Origin of the sequence: Roseovarius albus (genome assembly GCF_900172335.1) — a bacterium.
Lineage (GTDB): Bacteria > Pseudomonadota > Alphaproteobacteria > Rhodobacterales > Rhodobacteraceae > Roseovarius > Roseovarius albus.
In genome coordinates, this window is record NZ_FWFX01000003.1 from 302,791 (window position 1) to 318,465 (window position 15,675).

The following is a 15,675-nucleotide window of genomic DNA, read 5'->3' on the forward strand; positions in this document are numbered from 1 at the left end:
ACTTACACATTTTTTACCTATTAGTGAACCGCACCCCGCACCGATACAAATGGCAATCAATTGTCATTGAACTGCGATTAGTATTTCACCGCGCCCCAGAATCGGGCGAATCAATTGTAAGACCTCAACATAACCGGGTGCATTTTCCTCCAAATGCATAGAATTTATCCAATTTAGGCCCTAAATCCGCATTCAATCGGAACGCAAAGCGCAAGAAATTCGAGAGCATGGTAAATTTGCCATTGCTGCGTTCTTGAGCCGCACAATGTTCTTTGGATGGAACATCTTACGAGGAAACAGATTGGCTCACAGATTGAAGCGTGCAAGGAATCAAGCAAACCGTAGCGGCCGGTGTTGCCGGCAAGGCGTGATGTGATGTTCCAGCTATCCCGTGTAACTTCTCTGCAAACGTGGGAAGAGCAATTTCACCACATTGATGCTGTAACTTGATTACGACAGAGAAAACGGGCGCATGCATTCTTCTAAGAACACGATTTCTCCAAATCAGATTCTCTCCAGCACAATCAAATTTCACGCCGCCACCCGGAACATGCGTGGTGCTCAATAGACTATATTCATCTAAGATACTGTTTTAATTAATTAAACTTAGAATTCAATTTTCAAAGCAAACAGCTGTTCTCGCTGACTTGAATTCGAATCGGTTTTGGTTCAATCGTTTATTCAAATCACCTTTGGCGCGAAATTTGGCGGTGATTGCGAATGAATTGGTCGCGCTCTAGCGGTTCTCAGAGCGGGGAAATTACCGCGACCATTCTCCGTAAAGGTGCTGCAACAAAGATCTTTTTCCGCTTCGCCCCATTCAACAAATACCAAGTGGAAGTACAATTTTATTTGCCATGATGACACGCCGTTCAATCAATGCAGCAACGCTCAAACGGTTTGTTCATCGATAAATAATTCCGCCTCAAAAACAGTTTTATCACTTCTGTGCATGCAAAGTCTGCAACCTTCGCAACACGGCTTGAACAGCAAATTTATCTCGGTGGTTCGCGCAAATTTGCCGTATTTGCATGTAAGGTATTGAAATTCGCTGCAAGATGCTGAAACATGTTTCTGCGCCAATTCGACTAATCAGTCGCATTAGAGGGAGAATACTATGTCGCGTAAACCTATCATGCTCGCACTGGGTGTTTGCTTTGCTGTTCTGGCAGGCTGTGCCCAACAAGAAGAAGAAGTTGTAGTTGTCACACCTGAACCAGTGTATGACAAATACGGCAACGAAGTCGTAGAGTAATATCAGTTTGCGCAGGCCAAAGCCGCTTTTCTAAGCGGCTTAGCGATCTGCACATTTCTAGATATGCATTGATTTAGAACAACGGTTTCAGACCAGAGTTCTGACATTTCGTTAAAGAATTAGAAGCGCGAGCCATTGGTTCGCGCTTTTTGCTTGCCACAGTGGCGAATTGATGCTGATCAGATATGATTCTGGGCCTTTCACACTTCGCCGCAGATGCTTATAAGAACGCAATCCACGGCGCATCGTCGCCAATACCAAAATACGTTTCCGGACAGGACGCATACGCATATGTCGATTTTTTCAAGAATCCCTGGTTTGTTTTCGTCAGACATGGCCATCGACCTCGGGACAGCTAACACGCTGGTCTATGTCAAAGGCCGCGGCGTGATCCTCAGTGAACCTTCGGTCGTCGCTTATCACGTCAAGGATGGTCAGAAAAAAGTGCTGGCAGTTGGCGAAGATGCGAAACTGATGCTTGGACGCACCCCGGGCAGCATTGAGGCGATCCGCCCGATGCGCGAAGGCGTCATCGCCGATTTCGATACCGCCGAAGCGATGATCAAAGAATTTATCCGCAAAGTGCACCAACGTCGGATCCTCGGCAAACCCAAAATCATCGTTTGCGTTCCACACGGCGCAACCCCGGTGGAAAAACGCGCCATTCGCCAATCGGTTCTATCCGCAGGCGCCGGTCGCGCCGGATTGATTGCGGAGCCGATTGCAGCGGCCATCGGAGCAGGCATGCCCATCACCGACCCAACTGGCAACATGGTTGTTGATATTGGCGGCGGCACGACCGAAGTTGCTGTGCTGTCTTTGGGCGACATTGTTTACGCGCGCTCGGTTCGCGTGGGTGGCGACCGCATGGATGAGGCTGTCATCAGCTACTTGCGTCGCCAACAGAACCTACTGGTTGGCGAAGCAACCGCCGAGCGAATCAAGACATCTATCGGCACGGCGCGTATGCCGGACGATGGGCGTGGAAGCTCAATGCAAATTCGTGGCCGTGATCTGCTGAATGGCGTGCCCAAAGAAATCGAAATATCTCAAGCCCAAATTGCCGAAGCACTATCTGAGCCCGTGCAGCAAATTTGCGAGGCCGTTATGACTGCGCTTGAAGCAACCCCACCTGATCTGGCCGCGGACATCGTTGATCGTGGCGTCATGCTAACCGGCGGTGGTGCGCTTCTGGGGGATCTGGATCTGGCGTTGCGCGAGCAGACTGGTCTCGCGGTCTCGATTGCTGACGATAGCTTGAACTGTGTGGCGCTTGGCACTGGCAAGGCGCTAGAATTTGAAAAGCAACTGCGCCACGCGATTGACTACGACAGCTGACCTGCGCACCCTTTGACCAAGGGGAGCAAAATTGGCAAAGGACCGATCACAAAGCAGCACCTATTCTGGCCCGCTTCGGCGGCTTCTTTTAGGCATTCTGTTACTCTTTTTGATTGGACTGTTTCTGCTTTGGCGAATCGACAGCCCACGTGTAGAACGTTTCCGCGCTCAGATCGTGGACAGTGTCATGCCAAGTTTTGACTGGGCCATGGCACCTGTCACCGGACTGGTGAACATCGTACGTGATTTCGAAAGCTATCAACATATCTATCAGCAAAATCAGGATCTTCGTCAAGAATTGCAACAGATGAAGGCGTGGAAAGAAGCGGCTCTTCAGTTGGAACAGGAAAATGCCCGCCTGTTGGACCTGAACAATGTACAGTTGGATTCCCGGCTGACCTACATCACTGGCGTGGTTATCGCAGACAGCGGCTCGCCATTTCGTCAGTCTGTTTTGATCAACGTTGGCGCGCGCGACGGTATTGTTGACGGCTGGGCAGCTATGGATGGCTTAGGTTTGGTGGGGCGCATTTCGGGAGTAGGGAAAAACACCGCGCGTGTCATCCTGTTGACTGACACCTCAAGCCGCATACCTGTTGTCATCCAGCCTTCGGGCCAGCGTGCCCTACTAATCGGGGACAATACACTCGCCCCTGTCATCGATTTCATTGAAGATTCTGATCAAGTTCGCCCCGGTGATCGAGTCATGACCTCAGGCGATGGAGAAGTATTTCCCGCCGATCTATTGGTTGGTCAAGTGGCAGAAGATCCGGGTGGCCGTTTACGGACGCGTCTACTGGCTGATTATGGGCGGTTGGAGTTTCTCCGGGTGCTACGCGACTTTGGCCGCGTGTCCATCGATGACCCGGGAAGTTTGCTCATTCCAGACCTGATCGCGGATGAGGAACTAACACCACCCAGCGACGCCCCGCTTGGAGCGGAAGAAGAAGATGGTTGAAGCTGCCCCACGAAAGGTATGGGCAAAGCGTGTTCTATATCTTGCGCTCTGCTTTACCCTGATCTTTTTGCACTTACTGCCGCTCGATATGCTTGCATTTCGGGGCATTTCAGAAAACGCTGGCGATTTGATTGAACCTCGCTTGTTGCGGCCCATCCGCTGGGCCGGGCCAGATTTGATGCTCGCGTTTACTCTGGCCTGGGTGCGCCGACGTCCCGATTACATTCCAGCGATCTTGGTTGCTTTCGTCTTTTTGTTGGCCGATCTATTGTTCCAACGACCACCGGGGCTGTTGTCAGTCATCGTCGTGTTGGCATGTGAACTTCAGCGCAGGAGAACCATGCTCTTCCGAACACAACCGCTTTTGGTGGAATGGTTCAATGTGGCCATTGTGGTCGCTGCCATCGCCCTCGCGAACCGCTTGGTATTGAGCGTGACATTTGTCGACCAGGTGCCATTGGGGTTGAATCTGATGCAAGTGATTGCCACAGTGCTGGTTTACCCTCTGGTCGTTTTCGCGACGCAGGTTATTTTTGGGGTACGCAGGACGACGAAGAAAGACATCGCCGCCATGGGAGTGGGGATATGAAACGCCCACCAAAAGATAATGAAGCCAGCCAGAAAATCATGACCCGTCGGGGTTTGATTCTGGGTGGGGCTCAACTTGGCCTTGTAGGGGTGCTGGCTGGGCGTATGCGCTATATGCAGGTAGATCAGGCGGATGAGTTTCGCCTGCTCGCAGATGAAAACCGCATCAACCTGCGTTTGATCCCGCCATCACGCGGACGGATATACGACCGCAATGGTGTGATCATTGCAGAAAACGCACCGAGTTACCGAATCAATATGATCCGTGAAGAGGCCGATGATGTCGAAGAGGTCATTGATCGATTGGCCCGTATTATCGAACTCGATCCGGATGAATTGGAGCGCGCACTCAAGGACCTAAAGAAGTTGCGCGGCGATACACCCGTTACAGTCGCAGACCGCGTCAGTTGGGATGATGTGAGCCGGGTCGCCGTGAACACACCTGCCCTGCCCGGTATCGTGCCTGAGGTGGGCCTGTCGCGTCATTACCCCACCGGATACGACTACGCTCATGTCATTGGCTATGTTGGGCCGGTGAACGACCGCGATCTTGAAACCATTGATGCTCCTGATGCGTTGTTGCTGATCCCTCGTTTCCAGATCGGTAAGATCGGGCTGGAGAAACGGCGCGAGGACACGTTGCGTGGCAAGGCAGGAAACAAGCGGGTTGAGGTGAACGCCGCTGGCCGGGTCATGCGCGAATTAGAACGTGTTGAAGGCCAAGCAGGTGCTGATATTCAGGTCACAATCAATGACCAACTACAAGCCTACGTGAATTCTCGTCTCGAAGGACAAAGCGCTGCCGCAGTCGTCATGGATTGCGAGAACGGTGACCTACTGGCCTGCGTCTCTGCCCCCAGCTATGATCCCAACTTGTTTGTGCGGGGTATTTCCAGCACTAACTACAATGCGCTTCTCGAAAACAAATACCGCCCACTGCCCAATAAAGTTGTACAAGGGGTTTACCCACCTGGATCCACCTTCAAAATGGTCACAGCGCTGGCCGCACTGGAAAGCGGGAATGCCAATTTAGGCGAAACGGTCTATTGCCCAGGCCACCTACAAGTCAGTGGGCGCCGCTTTCACTGCTGGAAACGCGGTGGACATGGCAGTGTCGATCTGCTCAGATCTTTACGCGAAAGCTGCGATGTCTATTACTACGAAATGGCGCGTCGCACTGGTATCGAAAAAATCAGCGAAATGGCCCGCCTGTTGGGGCTGGGCACGGTGCACGATCTCCCGATGACCAGCGTCGCCAAGGGCCTTGCCCCCACCAAAGATTGGAAACAGATCAATCGCGATGAAGCTTGGCAGGTTGGTGATAGCGTGAACGCCTCTATCGGCCAGGGCTTTGTCCTTGCTTCACCTTTGCAGTTGGCTGTCATGTCAGCGCGTTTGGCAACTGGACGCTCGGTTGAGCCTCGATTGATCAAATCCATTGATGGAGTTGAACAGCCGCCTCTACCGGGAGAGGATTTAGGTCTGAACCCCAGATATCTTCATGCGGTGCGCGAAGCGATGTTCGAAGTCTCAAACAGCCGCCGAGGCACAGCATATCGTAGCCGCATCATTGAAGAAACCCTGCGCATGGCCGGCAAAACCGGCACCAGTCAGGTGCGTAACATCTCGGCCGCAGAACGGGCCGCAGGTGTACGGCGCAACAGTGATCTGCCATGGGAGAGACGTGACCATGCACTGTTTGTGAACTTCGCCCCCTACGACAATCCAAAGGTCGCTGTGGCCGTGGTGGTGGAACACGGCGGTGGCGGGTCCAAAGCCGCCGCCCCGATCGCCCGCGACATCACTTTGCAGGCGCTTTACGATGGCGATCCACCGCTCGAGGCATATCCGGCCAAAGACCGCGAAAACATCGAAGCCCAGCAAGAGGAATACCAGAAAAAGCGCCCGAACCGCTCGAAGCCGCGGCAGGATCGCGCATGAGCTATCTTGAGAATACCGTCAAAACCGTCCCCAGCGGGTTCGGGAAGGTACTGTATCTGAATTGGGGACTGGCGCTATTACTGACTGCTGTCGCCTCCGTCGGTTTCCTGATGCTCTATTCGGTTGCCGGTGGGTCTTTCTCGCCCTGGGCAGAGCCGCAGATGAAGCGCTATATACTCGGGTTTGCGGTCATGTTGGTTGTCGCGATGGTGCCCATCTGGTTTTGGCGACATATGTCGATCGTGGCCTATATCGTATCGATCTTGCTGTTAGTTGCTGTGGATCTGGTCGGTGTGACCAGCAAGGGTGCTCAGCGCTGGATCGACCTTGGTTTCATGCGTCTGCAGCCCTCAGAGCTGATGAAAATCACGCTGATTATGCTGCTGGCGGCCTACTATGACTGGCTCCCGCTCAAACGCGTCTCGCGTCCAATTTGGATTATAATTCCTATTATAATCATTCTTTTGCCGGTTGCACTGGTGCTGCGCCAACCTGATTTGGGCACGTCTATTCTCTTGCTCGCGGGGGGCGGGTTGGTGATGTTTGTCGCTGGCGTACATTGGGGCTATTTCGCCGCGGTTTTTGCAGCTGTCGTGGGGCTGGTCAAAGCGGTGTTTTCCAGCCGTGGGACGGATTGGCAGCTGTTGAAAGACTACCAATACAAGCGGATTGATACGTTTCTGGATCCCTCAACGGACCCATTGGGCACCGGGTACCACATCACCCAATCCAAAATTGCACTTGGATCAGGCGGTTGGACCGGCAAGGGGTTCATGCAGGGCACGCAATCGCGGCTTAACTTTTTGCCGGAGAAGCATACCGACTTCATTTTCACGACACTCGCGGAAGAGTTTGGATTCATTGGAGGATTCTCGCTCCTCGGGCTGTATGTGCTGGTCATCGTCTTCTGCTTCGCCACAGCGATGACCAACAAGGATCGGTTCTCTTCTCTGCTCACCATGGGTGTGGCGATTACGTTTTTCCTGTTTTTCGTGGTCAACATGGCGATGGTCATGGGGCTGGCGCCAGTAGTGGGGGTGCCGCTGCCGATGGTGAGTTATGGGGGGTCGGCGATGTTGATTTTGATGATTGGATTTGGTCTGGTGCAGAGTGCGCATGTTCATAAGCCAAGGTAATCGTTAATGCCGATCAATGTTTTGTTCTCTGCCCGCCCGGAACGGTGGGACACCTATCAGGCGCCTTTGCATAAAGCGTTCAAGGACAATGGGTTAGAGGTGAACCTGGCGCGCGACATTGCACCAGAAAAAGTTGATTATATTGTCTATGCCCCCAATGGGGACCTGAATGATTTCACCCCCTACACAAACTGCAAAGCGGTGCTGAGTCTATGGGCAGGCGTGGAAAAAATCGTTGTAAATCAAACACTCACACAGCCACTGGCGCGGATGGTGGACCATGGGCTGACGCAGGGGATGATCGAATGGGTCACAGGCCATGTGTTGCGGCATCACCTGAATACCGACCTACATGTTGTGGGTCAGGATGGGGTTTGGCGTGATTATGTGCCGCCATTGGCACAAGACAGACCAGTGACCATTCTGGGGCTTGGGGCCTTGGGCACATCCTGCGGGCAGGCGCTGGCGGGGCTGGGATTTCCGGTCACGGGGTGGAGCCGGACGGCGAAAGAGGTCGAAGGCCTCACCTGCTTGCACGGCGAGGACGGGTTGACACAGGCACTGCAAAGCGCTGAAATCATTGTGCTTCTCCTGCCCCTGACCGCTGGAACAGAGAACCTGATCAACGCCGAGCGAATGGCCCAGATGAAAAAGGGTGTGTGTCTCGTGAACCCGGGGCGCGGGCCGTTAATCGAGGATGAGGCCCTGCTGGCGGCCTTGGACAACGGAACCGTGGGGCATGCCACGCTGGATGTGTTCCGAGTGGAACCGCTGCCACCAGAACACCCCTACTGGTCGCACCCAAAGGTCACCGTCACGCCACATATTGCGTCTGAAACCCGGCCCGTGACGGCGGTCCAAGTAATTGCACAGAACATCCGCCGGGGGGAAATGGGCGATTCGTTCCTGCATCTGGTCGACCGCACGCAGGGCTACTGACCCGCCCCAAAATTTATTTACAAGTTATACAACTTGTACGCGGGTTTTGTACACAAGTTGGAAAAAGATTTACGGTAATCCTTTACGCCAATTGCGGTTAAAGATCGATTTGAGCTCTGGTGTATCGAATATTGCGCCATGATCCGACGACTGCTTTGCGCAGAGAGCGGACTTTGCAAAGCCTTCGGGTTTCTGACCGGGGTGCGGGCCTAGTTGCCGTTTGCCCTGCGCGGTGAATGGAGGCCAGCGCCTGGGCAGGCGACCCAAAGCCAGTTTCAACGCACTTTATGCCAGCCAAGCACATCCGACAAAACAATTGAAGCGCCTAGGTTAGACATATCGCCAGCCCAAGGGAGGGGCTGACGATGGCCGGGCCGCTTGCGCGGCTGTTAACCGGCTGGTTTTTTGCATCAGCAACGTCTGCACTGGGCTCTTAGCGGCCATTGGCGGCATTCAGAACCAAGGGCTGCTTTAAGGTGCGGGTTCTAAGGGCTTTGCTCGGTGCCCACAGACGGCAGCTGCGTCAGGCCGGTTTGGGCCATGGCGATGCTGAGTTCGTCACTAAGGACCTCCCACAGTTGATCGAGCCCTTTGGCCCCAGCGGCGGCGATGGCGAATTGCATGGGGCGACCCAAAAAGGTGAAATCGGCCCCGGAGAGGAGGCATTTCAGAACATCCTCGCCCGAGCGAAGGCCGCTGTCATAGAAGAGAGGGAAGCCCTCTCCGACCGCGGCGCGGATCTGCGGCAGCAGGGTGAAGGGGGCGGGCGCGCTGTCGAGCTGGCGCGCGCCGTGGCTGGAGATCTGGATGGCATCAACGCCGTGGTCCTTGAGGGCGACGGAGTCTTCGACATCAAGCACGCCTTTAACCACCAGATTGCCTGGCCAAGCGTCGCGCAGGCGTTTGAGGGTGTCCCAGTTTGCTTTGGCGCGGCTTTCGGTGCGGTCAAACTCAAAGCCGTCCATCAGGAAATTGGCCATCTGTGGCTTGCCCTTGAACAGGGTGTCCAGTGACCAGCGCGGGTGCAGTGCGAAGTCGATGAATTGGCGCGGGCCGATGCGGAAGGGCATTTTGAAGCCGTGGCGCAATTCGCGCGGGCGGCGGCCAACCTCGGGCACGTCAACGGTGAGCACGAGAGTTTGGTATCCAGCGGCTTTGGCGCGATCGACCAGTTTGAAGGTGCCGGTGCCGTCGCCGCTGAAGTAGAGCTGGAACCAGGCGTGGCCCTGGGCGGCGTCGATCAGGTCTTCCATCGGGGTGGAGGCGACGGTGGAGACGCCCAAGGGGACAGCGTAACGTGCCGCCAGACGGGCGAGCATCAGGTCTGCGCCGAGGGCAGAGAGATTGCACATGCCCATGGGCGCGATGCCAAAGGGGCGCTGCGAGGGCGTGCCAAAGAGGGTGGTTTTGAGCGAGCGGGTGCTGACATCGGTGAGGATGCGCGGGCGCAGGGTCATCGCATCAAGGGCGGCGCGGTTGCGGTTGGCCCCGGTCTCTGCGCCCGCCGCGCCATCGATATAGTCGAACACCATCCATGGCAACCGCCGCCGCGCCAGTCTTCGGGCGTCGGCGACGCTATGGATGTAAGATGCGGTCATCAGGCGCTGACGGCCTTCATAAAGCGATCACGGATGATCACCGGATCCATGGTGATGACAGGGAATTTTGCGTTCCCGCTTTCACATTTCACCACGATGACGGTCATCTGATTGCTGGCGATTGCGGACTGTAGCGTACTGCCTGCGTCTTTCCCTTCGCAGGTGATGACGTTTTCGCAACCGCAGGCTTTGGCGACTTCTTCGAGGCGGGTTTTCTTGCCAGCATAGGTTGGTTGATCGCCAGTGGAGCCGTAAGAGCCGTTGTCGATCAGCAGCAAAATAAAGTTGTCGGCAACGTTGTTGGCGATGGTGGGAAAAGTGCCAAGGTTGGTCAGGACCGAGCCGTCGCCATCAATCGCGATCACCGGTTTGGGTTGTGCAAGCGCCAGCCCCAGCCCAATCGAGGATGCGAGGCCCATGGTGCCCAGCATGTAAAAATTGGTCGGCTGGTCATCGATGGCGTGGAGTTCCTGCGACGGGATACCGATGTTGCAGATCACCAGCTGGTCGCGCAGGATCGGAGCGATGTCTTTGAGAATTTCTGAGCGGATCATTGGTCTCCGTAGCCTCCCCAGAAGTTGGCGTCGGTCAGGATCGCGACGGGTTTGTTGCACATGAAGGTGTACTTTAGGATCATGTCCAGTTCCTCCACATCAGATTGTTTATGGAAGTGGTAAGTCGGGATGTTCATCTGGGCCAGCAGCGCCTTGGTGTGCACTGCCATTTCGACCTGACAGGCAACGGGCTCACGCAGCTCGCCGCGGTATGAGATCAGCATCGGCAGTGGCATGCGGTAATATTGGATCAGCGTCGCCAAGGTGTTGATCGTCACCCCGATGGCGGTGTTTTGCATGATGATGGCGGGGCGCTTGCCACCCATCAAAGCCCCGGCGCAGAGGCCCATGCCCTCATCTTCTTTGTTAGCGGGCACGTGGTGAATTTCGGGGTGCGCATCAATTTCATCAATTACACCGGCCAATTGTTTGCACGGAACGGTGGTGATGAACGAAATATCATTGGCGACAAGATCATCGGTGATCTTCTTGTCGATATTCATCTTGGATTTCCTTTTGTTTGGCGCAGCATTCGCGCCGATTAAGAATCGTCTCGTTGAACATGTACGGCGCAAGGCGCGTGGCGCACGACCCGGCTGGCCGAGGAGCCTAGGAAATAGTCGCTTAACCCCGGTTTATGAGAGCCGATGACAATGCAATCGACGCCATTTGCCGCCGCATAGTCTATGATAGTGCGCGCGGCATGCCCCTTGGTGATCACGGGTGTGATATTGTAGAGACCTTGGAGTTTCTGTTTCAGAAGCGCTTCGGATTGTGTGTAGGCCGCCTTGACCACCTCTTCATCCAGATAAACGCTGGCCGTGCCGTGTGGTGCTTCGTGCACGTGAAGGGCGATAATCTCACCTCCTTCTTTGCGCAATGCTTCGGCGATCCGCAGCGTTTTGGGTGAAAGATCATGGTCCAGTGCCATCGCGACAAGAATTTTGTTGTACATTTTGCTTCTCCTGTGAGGCGTTATCGGGTTACGCCCATGGGTCTAATATAATTTTAGGGGCAGAGACGCGGCCAGACTTCAAATCCTGAAAGGCCTCAGCTCCCTCTGCCAAAGAACGGGTTTCAAACCAGTCAAGCTCATCAAGGCGACCGTCAAAGATTGCCTGCGCGGTGTCGCGAAAATCCTGATCGGTGTAGGTGTAGGTGCCGATGAAGGTAATCTCCTGCAAGGTCAGCCGGCGCACGTCGATCCCGCCAGTGTCTTCGCCCAGCCCGACATGGGCAATAGCCCCGCCGGGTTCAGCCAGTTCCGAGGCCTTGGCGCGTGTTGAGGCATAGCCCACCGCATCGATCACAACGTTGAAGCCCTCGTTTGTGTCGGCGACCGCCTTCTGCTGGCAGGTGTCGACCAAAAATGCGCGGCGGGCGGGGTTAGGCTCAATAATGGTGACATCTTCGAAATCCATGGCTTTGAGCGCCAGCGCGGCGGCCAGTCCGATGGCACCCCCACCGATCACCAAGGCGCGGTGTTCAGATTGAGGATGAAGCGCGTTCAGCACCAAGCGCGCCGCATGCCAGCTGACGGCCAGTGGTTCAGTCAAGGCGGCCTTTGCGATGGACACACCATCGGGCACCGTCACCAAGTTGCGGTCGGGCATGGTCAAGTATTGCGCGAAGGCCCCTTCGCGCGGGGGCATCGAGATGATTTGGCGGGTTTTGCACAGGTTTTGCCGCCCGCTTTCGCAAGCCGGACAGGTCTGGCAGGTCACCAGCGGATTGACGGTGACACGGCGGCCATCCTGCGCGCCTCCGACGATGGTTCCGGCGGCCTCGTGCCCCAAAATAAGCGGCGCGGGGCGGCGGTTGTCATGCCCAAGGTAGGCGTGCATGTCTGAGCCGCAGATACCAACCGCCTCGACCCGGATCAGAACCTCATTTTCGCGCGCCTCTGCACTGGCAACCTCGCGATAGCCAAGCTGTTGTTCGCCGTCGTAAATCAGAGCCTTCATTTCGCTGTGAACCCCCCGTCGACCATCAGAACTTGCCCGGTGACATAAGCCGATGCTTCGGAGCACAGAAACAGCAAGGGGCCGTCGATGTCTTCCATCCGGCCATTGCGGCCGATGCAGGTTTGTGCGGCATTGCTATCTGCCCGGTCAGGATCGGCAAATACCGCCTTGGTCAGCTCGGTTGGGAAAAAGCCCGGGCCAATGGCATTTGCAGTGATGCCCTGCGAGGACCAGGCTTCGGCCATGGCGCGTGTAAGCTGCCCGATCCCAGCTTTTGACGCCCCATAGGCGATGCCACCAGGAAAGGCACGGGTGGTCTGGAGCGAGGCAAAGTTTACGATCCGCCCCCAGCCCTTTTCCTGCATCGCAGGTACAAGATCCTTTGTCAGAAAGAACGGCATTGTCAGATTCAGGGCGATGGTTTTGTCCCAGCCCTCAACCGTCACATCGTCCGCCGCTTCGCGCGTGTTCACGCCCGCCGCGTGGATGATGATATCCGGGGCTCCGAAAGGTTGTGACACCTTATTTGCAAGGGCTGCAACCTTGGAGCGATCCGCCAGATCAGCCACGACATAGGCCATGGTCTGCGTGCCAATCTCGTCTTGTAGTTTCTTCAGTTCTTCGTCTCGACGGGCGATGCCAACAACCTTGGCACCCGCCGCCGCGAGGGTCAGCGCAGCGCGCCGCCCCAGCCCGGAACTGGCCCCGGTTACACAGGCCACCCGGCCCGCCAGATCAAAGAGAGTGCGCGGGTCATTCATCAGCGGTCAGATCAAAGGTTTCATCGGGGAAATACTTGGCCAGCCTTACGTCGGCCGCACGTGCGTGACCTTCCATACCTTCGAGACGGGCAATGCGCGCCGTGGCCTGCGCTACCGGTTTGGCCCCTTCGCGGGTGGCGCGCTGCCATGTCACGATTTTCATGTATTTGTGCACACTCAGGCCGCCAGTGTAGCTGGCCGCGCCAGACGTTGGCAAAACGTGATTGGTTCCGGTTGCCTTGTCGCCAAAGGAGACGGTTGTTTCTTCCCCCAGAAACAATGAACCATAGCAGGTCAATCGATCCAGCCACCAATCCAGATCCTCGGCCTGCACGGTCAGGTGTTCAGGTGCGTAGTCATCAGAGGTCGCGGCCATTTCTTCGCGGTCTGCACAGAGGATCACCTCGGCATAATCGCGCCAAGCGGCACTTGCGTTTTCGCGGTTTACATCAGGAAGATCGCTAATCAATTCCGGTACAAGCTCCATCACTTTTTCCGCAAGCACACGGTTGTCGGTGACGAGCCAGACAGGTGAATTGTACCCATGTTCAGCCTGACTGACCAAATCGGTTGCGACGATATGCGCATCGGCCCTTGCATCGGCGAGGATCAGGCTGTCGGTTGGACCCGCGATCATGTCGATGCCGACGCGGCCAAATAGGATCCGCTTGGCCTCGGCCACGAACTGATTGCCCGGGCCGACAAGGATGTTAGCCTGAGGCAAACCAAACAGGCCAAAGGTCATCGCGGCAACGCCCTGAACGCCGCCCATGGCCATGATCTTGTCTGCACCGCAAATGTGCGCGGCATAAATGATCGCTGGTGCAACACCGACTCCGGGGCGCGGTGGCGAACAGGCGGTGATATGGCGGCAACCGGCGACCTTGGCCGTGGTGACTGTCATGATCGCGCTGGCGATGTGGCTGTAACGCCCGCCCGGCACATAACAGCCTGCGGCATCCACCGGGATGGCCTTTTGTCCTGCGATCATGCCAGGAACGATTTCCAGTTCCACGTCTGAGACAGTTGCTTTTTGTGTCTGGGCAAAACGTTTGACGTTGTTGTGGGCGAACTGGATGTCCTGCTTCAGCTTCTCGGGAACAAGTGCACTGGCGGCCTCGATCTCTTCAGGCGTAAGCAGAATGTTGCCCTCGTACTTGTCAAACTTTTTGGCGTACTCGATCGCTTTTGTATCACCCCCTGCTTCAATGTCGGTCAGGATCGATTGGACAATCTCATGGACTTCAGAAGCATCCGAAGTTGAAGTCAGGCTTGCCTTTTTCAAGTATTCACAGGTCATTTTAGGTTGAAATCCTACTTATAGATATCAGGAAGGAAGGTGGTCGACAGTGCCGGAATGTACGCGATCATCAGAACCACAACGAACATGCACAGAACGAACGGAACGGCACGAGCGGCGATCTTGAGGATGGATTCGCCTGTTATCCCGGACACCACGAACAGGTTGAGGCCTAAGGGTGGTGTAATGAACCCTACGCCCAAGGCAGTGATCATCATGATGCAGAACTGAATTTCGTTCATACCAATATTGTCGGCCAAAGGTTTTAAAATTGGGGCCAGTATAACGATATTGGGTGTCGTTTCCATCACGCATCCGGCAGCGATCAGAATGCCGATCATCAGTAGGATGAGTAACCAAGGCTCGTTGGTGAGAGACGTGACAGAAGTGACGAAGCCCTGCGGTACGCCCATGATCGCCAATGCTTCGGCCAGAGGGGCCGAGAAGGCGATAATGGGCAGGATCACACCGTTGACCTTGGCTGAGCTGACCAGCATCGCCGGGAAATCCGCGAGCTTAAGCGTGCCAAGGATGAAACCCATGATGATGGTAACAACTACGGCTGTCGCACCAGCCTCGGTTGGGGTCAGACGTCCCGAAAAGATGCCGTAGAAGATGATGCCGGGCACGATGAAAGCATACCAACCCGATTTAAGCGCGCGACCAAGGTTGGCGAACCATTCACCGGCGGTCAGCATGCCACCACCTTCGTACAGGTAGATGCGGTTGACGATCAGGTTGGTGATCAGGATCGCGAACAGGATCGCTAGACCGGGGATCAGCGCGGCAAGGAACAGCGTCGAGGCTGATATGCCCAGCACCAAGCCGATGATGATGTAAGCGATTGAGGGCGGAATAAGGATACCAGTACAGGCACCCGCCGCCACCAGCGCACAGGCATAGGGGCGTGGGTAACCGCTCTCAACTAGGCGGTCGATGGTCATCCGGCCCACAGCGGCAGCCCCGGCAGCGTCAGAGCCTGAGATCGCGGCAAACATACCGCAGACCAAGACGGTCGCTGAACCAAAGCCCCCTTTAGCGAAGCAGGTCAGGGCCTCGGCCACGTCTAGGAATTTTCGAGACAGTCCAGTTCGAACAAGCACATCGCCGGTCAGGATGAACAAAGGCACCGCGGTCAGAGCGAAGGCGTCGATGCCGGCAAACAGGCTTTCGCCAACCAGGCTGAGCGGCAGGTCGCCGGACATGATCAGCATGGTGATTGCGGCGGATCCGATGGCGGCCCAGACTGGCACAGCCAGCGCGATAAGCGCCACGAACATGATGACGGGCAGATAAAAATCCCAGCCCAACTCAACGGTTTGATTGAGTGTATTCCAAAGCAT

At 55.6% G+C, this 15,675-nt stretch carries 15 protein-coding genes; 7 read left to right on the plus strand and 8 right to left on the minus strand.

The features are described 5' to 3' along the window. Positions 1 to 1,117: 1,117 nt before the first annotated feature. The 7 genes from ROA7450_RS21150 to ROA7450_RS06835 all read left to right on the plus strand — a co-directional run bounded on the left by ROA7450_RS21150 (position 1,118) and on the right by ROA7450_RS06835 (position 8,155). Entirely contained in the window at positions 1,118 to 1,255 is a 138-nt protein-coding gene (locus ROA7450_RS21150) for a hypothetical protein (protein WP_200812933.1), read from the plus strand. A gap of 291 nt (positions 1,256 to 1,546) precedes the next feature. Beyond that, the gene (locus ROA7450_RS06810; protein ID WP_085804933.1) at positions 1,547 to 2,593 is read left to right on the plus strand and encodes a rod shape-determining protein; all 1,047 of its coding nucleotides are present in this window, start codon (positions 1,547 to 1,549) and stop codon (positions 2,591 to 2,593) included. A gap of 31 nt (positions 2,594 to 2,624) precedes the next feature. Next, positions 2,625 to 3,551 carry a rod shape-determining protein MreC gene (mreC, locus tag ROA7450_RS06815; RefSeq protein ID WP_085804934.1) on the plus strand — a complete coding sequence of 309 codons (927 nt, stop codon included), beginning with the start codon at positions 2,625 to 2,627 and terminating at the stop codon, positions 3,549 to 3,551. An 88-nt stretch (positions 3,552 to 3,639) separates the two neighbouring features. Beyond that, on the plus strand, positions 3,640 to 4,140 hold the full coding sequence (locus ROA7450_RS06820) for a rod shape-determining protein MreD (RefSeq protein WP_234999457.1): 501 nt from the start codon (positions 3,640 to 3,642) through the stop codon (positions 4,138 to 4,140). Next, positions 4,137 to 6,080, plus strand: coding sequence for a penicillin-binding protein 2 (mrdA, locus tag ROA7450_RS06825; protein WP_085804936.1), 1,944 nt, complete (start codon positions 4,137 to 4,139; stop codon positions 6,078 to 6,080). The genes ROA7450_RS06820 and mrdA overlap by 4 nt, the downstream gene beginning before the upstream one ends. Beyond that, positions 6,077 to 7,216, plus strand: a complete 1,140-nt coding sequence (gene rodA, locus ROA7450_RS06830; RefSeq protein ID WP_085804937.1) for a rod shape-determining protein RodA — start codon at positions 6,077 to 6,079, stop codon at positions 7,214 to 7,216. Before mrdA ends, rodA begins: the two co-directional genes overlap by 4 nt. Positions 7,217 to 7,222: 6 nt before the next feature. After that, entirely contained in the window at positions 7,223 to 8,155 is a 933-nt protein-coding gene (locus tag ROA7450_RS06835) for a 2-hydroxyacid dehydrogenase (protein WP_085804938.1), read from the plus strand. Positions 8,156 to 8,640: 485 nt separating this feature from the next. On the opposite strand, the gene ROA7450_RS06840 is transcribed toward ROA7450_RS06835, so the two are convergent. From ROA7450_RS06840 to ROA7450_RS06875, 8 genes are read right to left on the minus strand one after another with little or no spacing between them, the layout of a single operon-like run. Then, complete coding sequence (locus ROA7450_RS06840; protein ID WP_085804939.1) at positions 8,641 to 9,753, minus strand: alpha-hydroxy acid oxidase; 1,113 nt, start codon at positions 9,751 to 9,753, stop codon at positions 8,641 to 8,643. Beyond that, positions 9,753 to 10,307 (minus strand): sulfopyruvate decarboxylase subunit beta, encoded by a 555-nt coding sequence (gene comE, locus ROA7450_RS06845; protein WP_085804940.1) that lies wholly within the window; start codon positions 10,305 to 10,307, stop codon positions 9,753 to 9,755. Before comE ends, ROA7450_RS06840 begins: the two co-directional genes overlap by 1 nt. Further along, a complete protein-coding gene (gene comD, locus ROA7450_RS06850; protein ID WP_085804941.1) occupies positions 10,304 to 10,810 on the minus strand; it encodes a sulfopyruvate decarboxylase subunit alpha in 507 nt (168 codons plus the stop codon). The genes comE and comD overlap by 4 nt, the downstream gene beginning before the upstream one ends. 38 nt (positions 10,811 to 10,848) lie before the next feature. Continuing rightward, the gene (locus ROA7450_RS06855; RefSeq protein WP_085804942.1) at positions 10,849 to 11,262 is read right to left on the minus strand and encodes a universal stress protein; all 414 of its coding nucleotides are present in this window, start codon (positions 11,260 to 11,262) and stop codon (positions 10,849 to 10,851) included. A 28-nt stretch (positions 11,263 to 11,290) separates the two neighbouring features. Continuing rightward, the gene (locus ROA7450_RS06860; RefSeq protein WP_085804943.1) at positions 11,291 to 12,271 is read right to left on the minus strand and encodes an alcohol dehydrogenase catalytic domain-containing protein; all 981 of its coding nucleotides are present in this window, start codon (positions 12,269 to 12,271) and stop codon (positions 11,291 to 11,293) included. After that, on the minus strand, positions 12,268 to 13,032 hold the full coding sequence (locus ROA7450_RS06865; RefSeq protein WP_085804944.1) for an SDR family NAD(P)-dependent oxidoreductase: 765 nt from the start codon (positions 13,030 to 13,032) through the stop codon (positions 12,268 to 12,270). The genes ROA7450_RS06860 and ROA7450_RS06865 overlap by 4 nt, the downstream gene beginning before the upstream one ends. Next, positions 13,025 to 14,332, minus strand: coding sequence for a histidinol dehydrogenase (hisD, locus tag ROA7450_RS06870; protein ID WP_085804945.1), 1,308 nt, complete (start codon positions 14,330 to 14,332; stop codon positions 13,025 to 13,027). The genes ROA7450_RS06865 and hisD overlap by 8 nt, the downstream gene beginning before the upstream one ends. A 14-nt stretch (positions 14,333 to 14,346) precedes the next feature. Then, positions 14,347 to 15,675, minus strand: a complete 1,329-nt coding sequence (locus tag ROA7450_RS06875; protein WP_085804946.1) for a TRAP transporter large permease — start codon at positions 15,673 to 15,675, stop codon at positions 14,347 to 14,349.

Excerpts from the sequence above, each read along its gene's own strand:
- ROA7450_RS06835 (WP_085804938.1), top strand. The coding sequence starts at position 7,223 with ATGCCGATCAATGTTTTGTTCTCTGCCCGCCCGGAACGGTGGGACACC.
- hisD (WP_085804945.1), bottom strand. The coding sequence starts at position 14,332 with ATGACCTGTGAATACTTGAAAAAGGCAAGCCTGACTTCAACTTCGGAT.
- rodA (WP_085804937.1), top strand. The coding sequence starts at position 6,077 with ATGAGCTATCTTGAGAATACCGTCAAAACCGTCCCCAGCGGGTTCGGG.
- comD (WP_085804941.1), bottom strand. The coding sequence starts at position 10,810 with ATGAATATCGACAAGAAGATCACCGATGATCTTGTCGCCAATGATATT.
- mrdA (WP_085804936.1), top strand. The coding sequence starts at position 4,137 with ATGAAACGCCCACCAAAAGATAATGAAGCCAGCCAGAAAATCATGACC.
- ROA7450_RS06860 (WP_085804943.1), bottom strand. The coding sequence starts at position 12,271 with ATGAAGGCTCTGATTTACGACGGCGAACAACAGCTTGGCTATCGCGAG.
- comE (WP_085804940.1), bottom strand. The coding sequence starts at position 10,307 with ATGATCCGCTCAGAAATTCTCAAAGACATCGCTCCGATCCTGCGCGAC.
- ROA7450_RS06855 (WP_085804942.1), bottom strand. The coding sequence starts at position 11,262 with ATGTACAACAAAATTCTTGTCGCGATGGCACTGGACCATGATCTTTCA.
- ROA7450_RS06810 (WP_085804933.1), top strand. The coding sequence starts at position 1,547 with ATGTCGATTTTTTCAAGAATCCCTGGTTTGTTTTCGTCAGACATGGCC.
- ROA7450_RS06865 (WP_085804944.1), bottom strand. The coding sequence starts at position 13,032 with ATGAATGACCCGCGCACTCTCTTTGATCTGGCGGGCCGGGTGGCCTGT.
- ROA7450_RS21150 (WP_200812933.1), top strand. The coding sequence starts at position 1,118 with ATGTCGCGTAAACCTATCATGCTCGCACTGGGTGTTTGCTTTGCTGTT.
- ROA7450_RS06820 (WP_234999457.1), top strand. The coding sequence starts at position 3,640 with ATGCTTGCATTTCGGGGCATTTCAGAAAACGCTGGCGATTTGATTGAA.
- ROA7450_RS06875 (WP_085804946.1), bottom strand. The coding sequence starts at position 15,675 with ATGCTTTGGAATACACTCAATCAAACCGTTGAGTTGGGCTGGGATTTT.
- ROA7450_RS06840 (WP_085804939.1), bottom strand. The coding sequence starts at position 9,753 with ATGACCGCATCTTACATCCATAGCGTCGCCGACGCCCGAAGACTGGCG.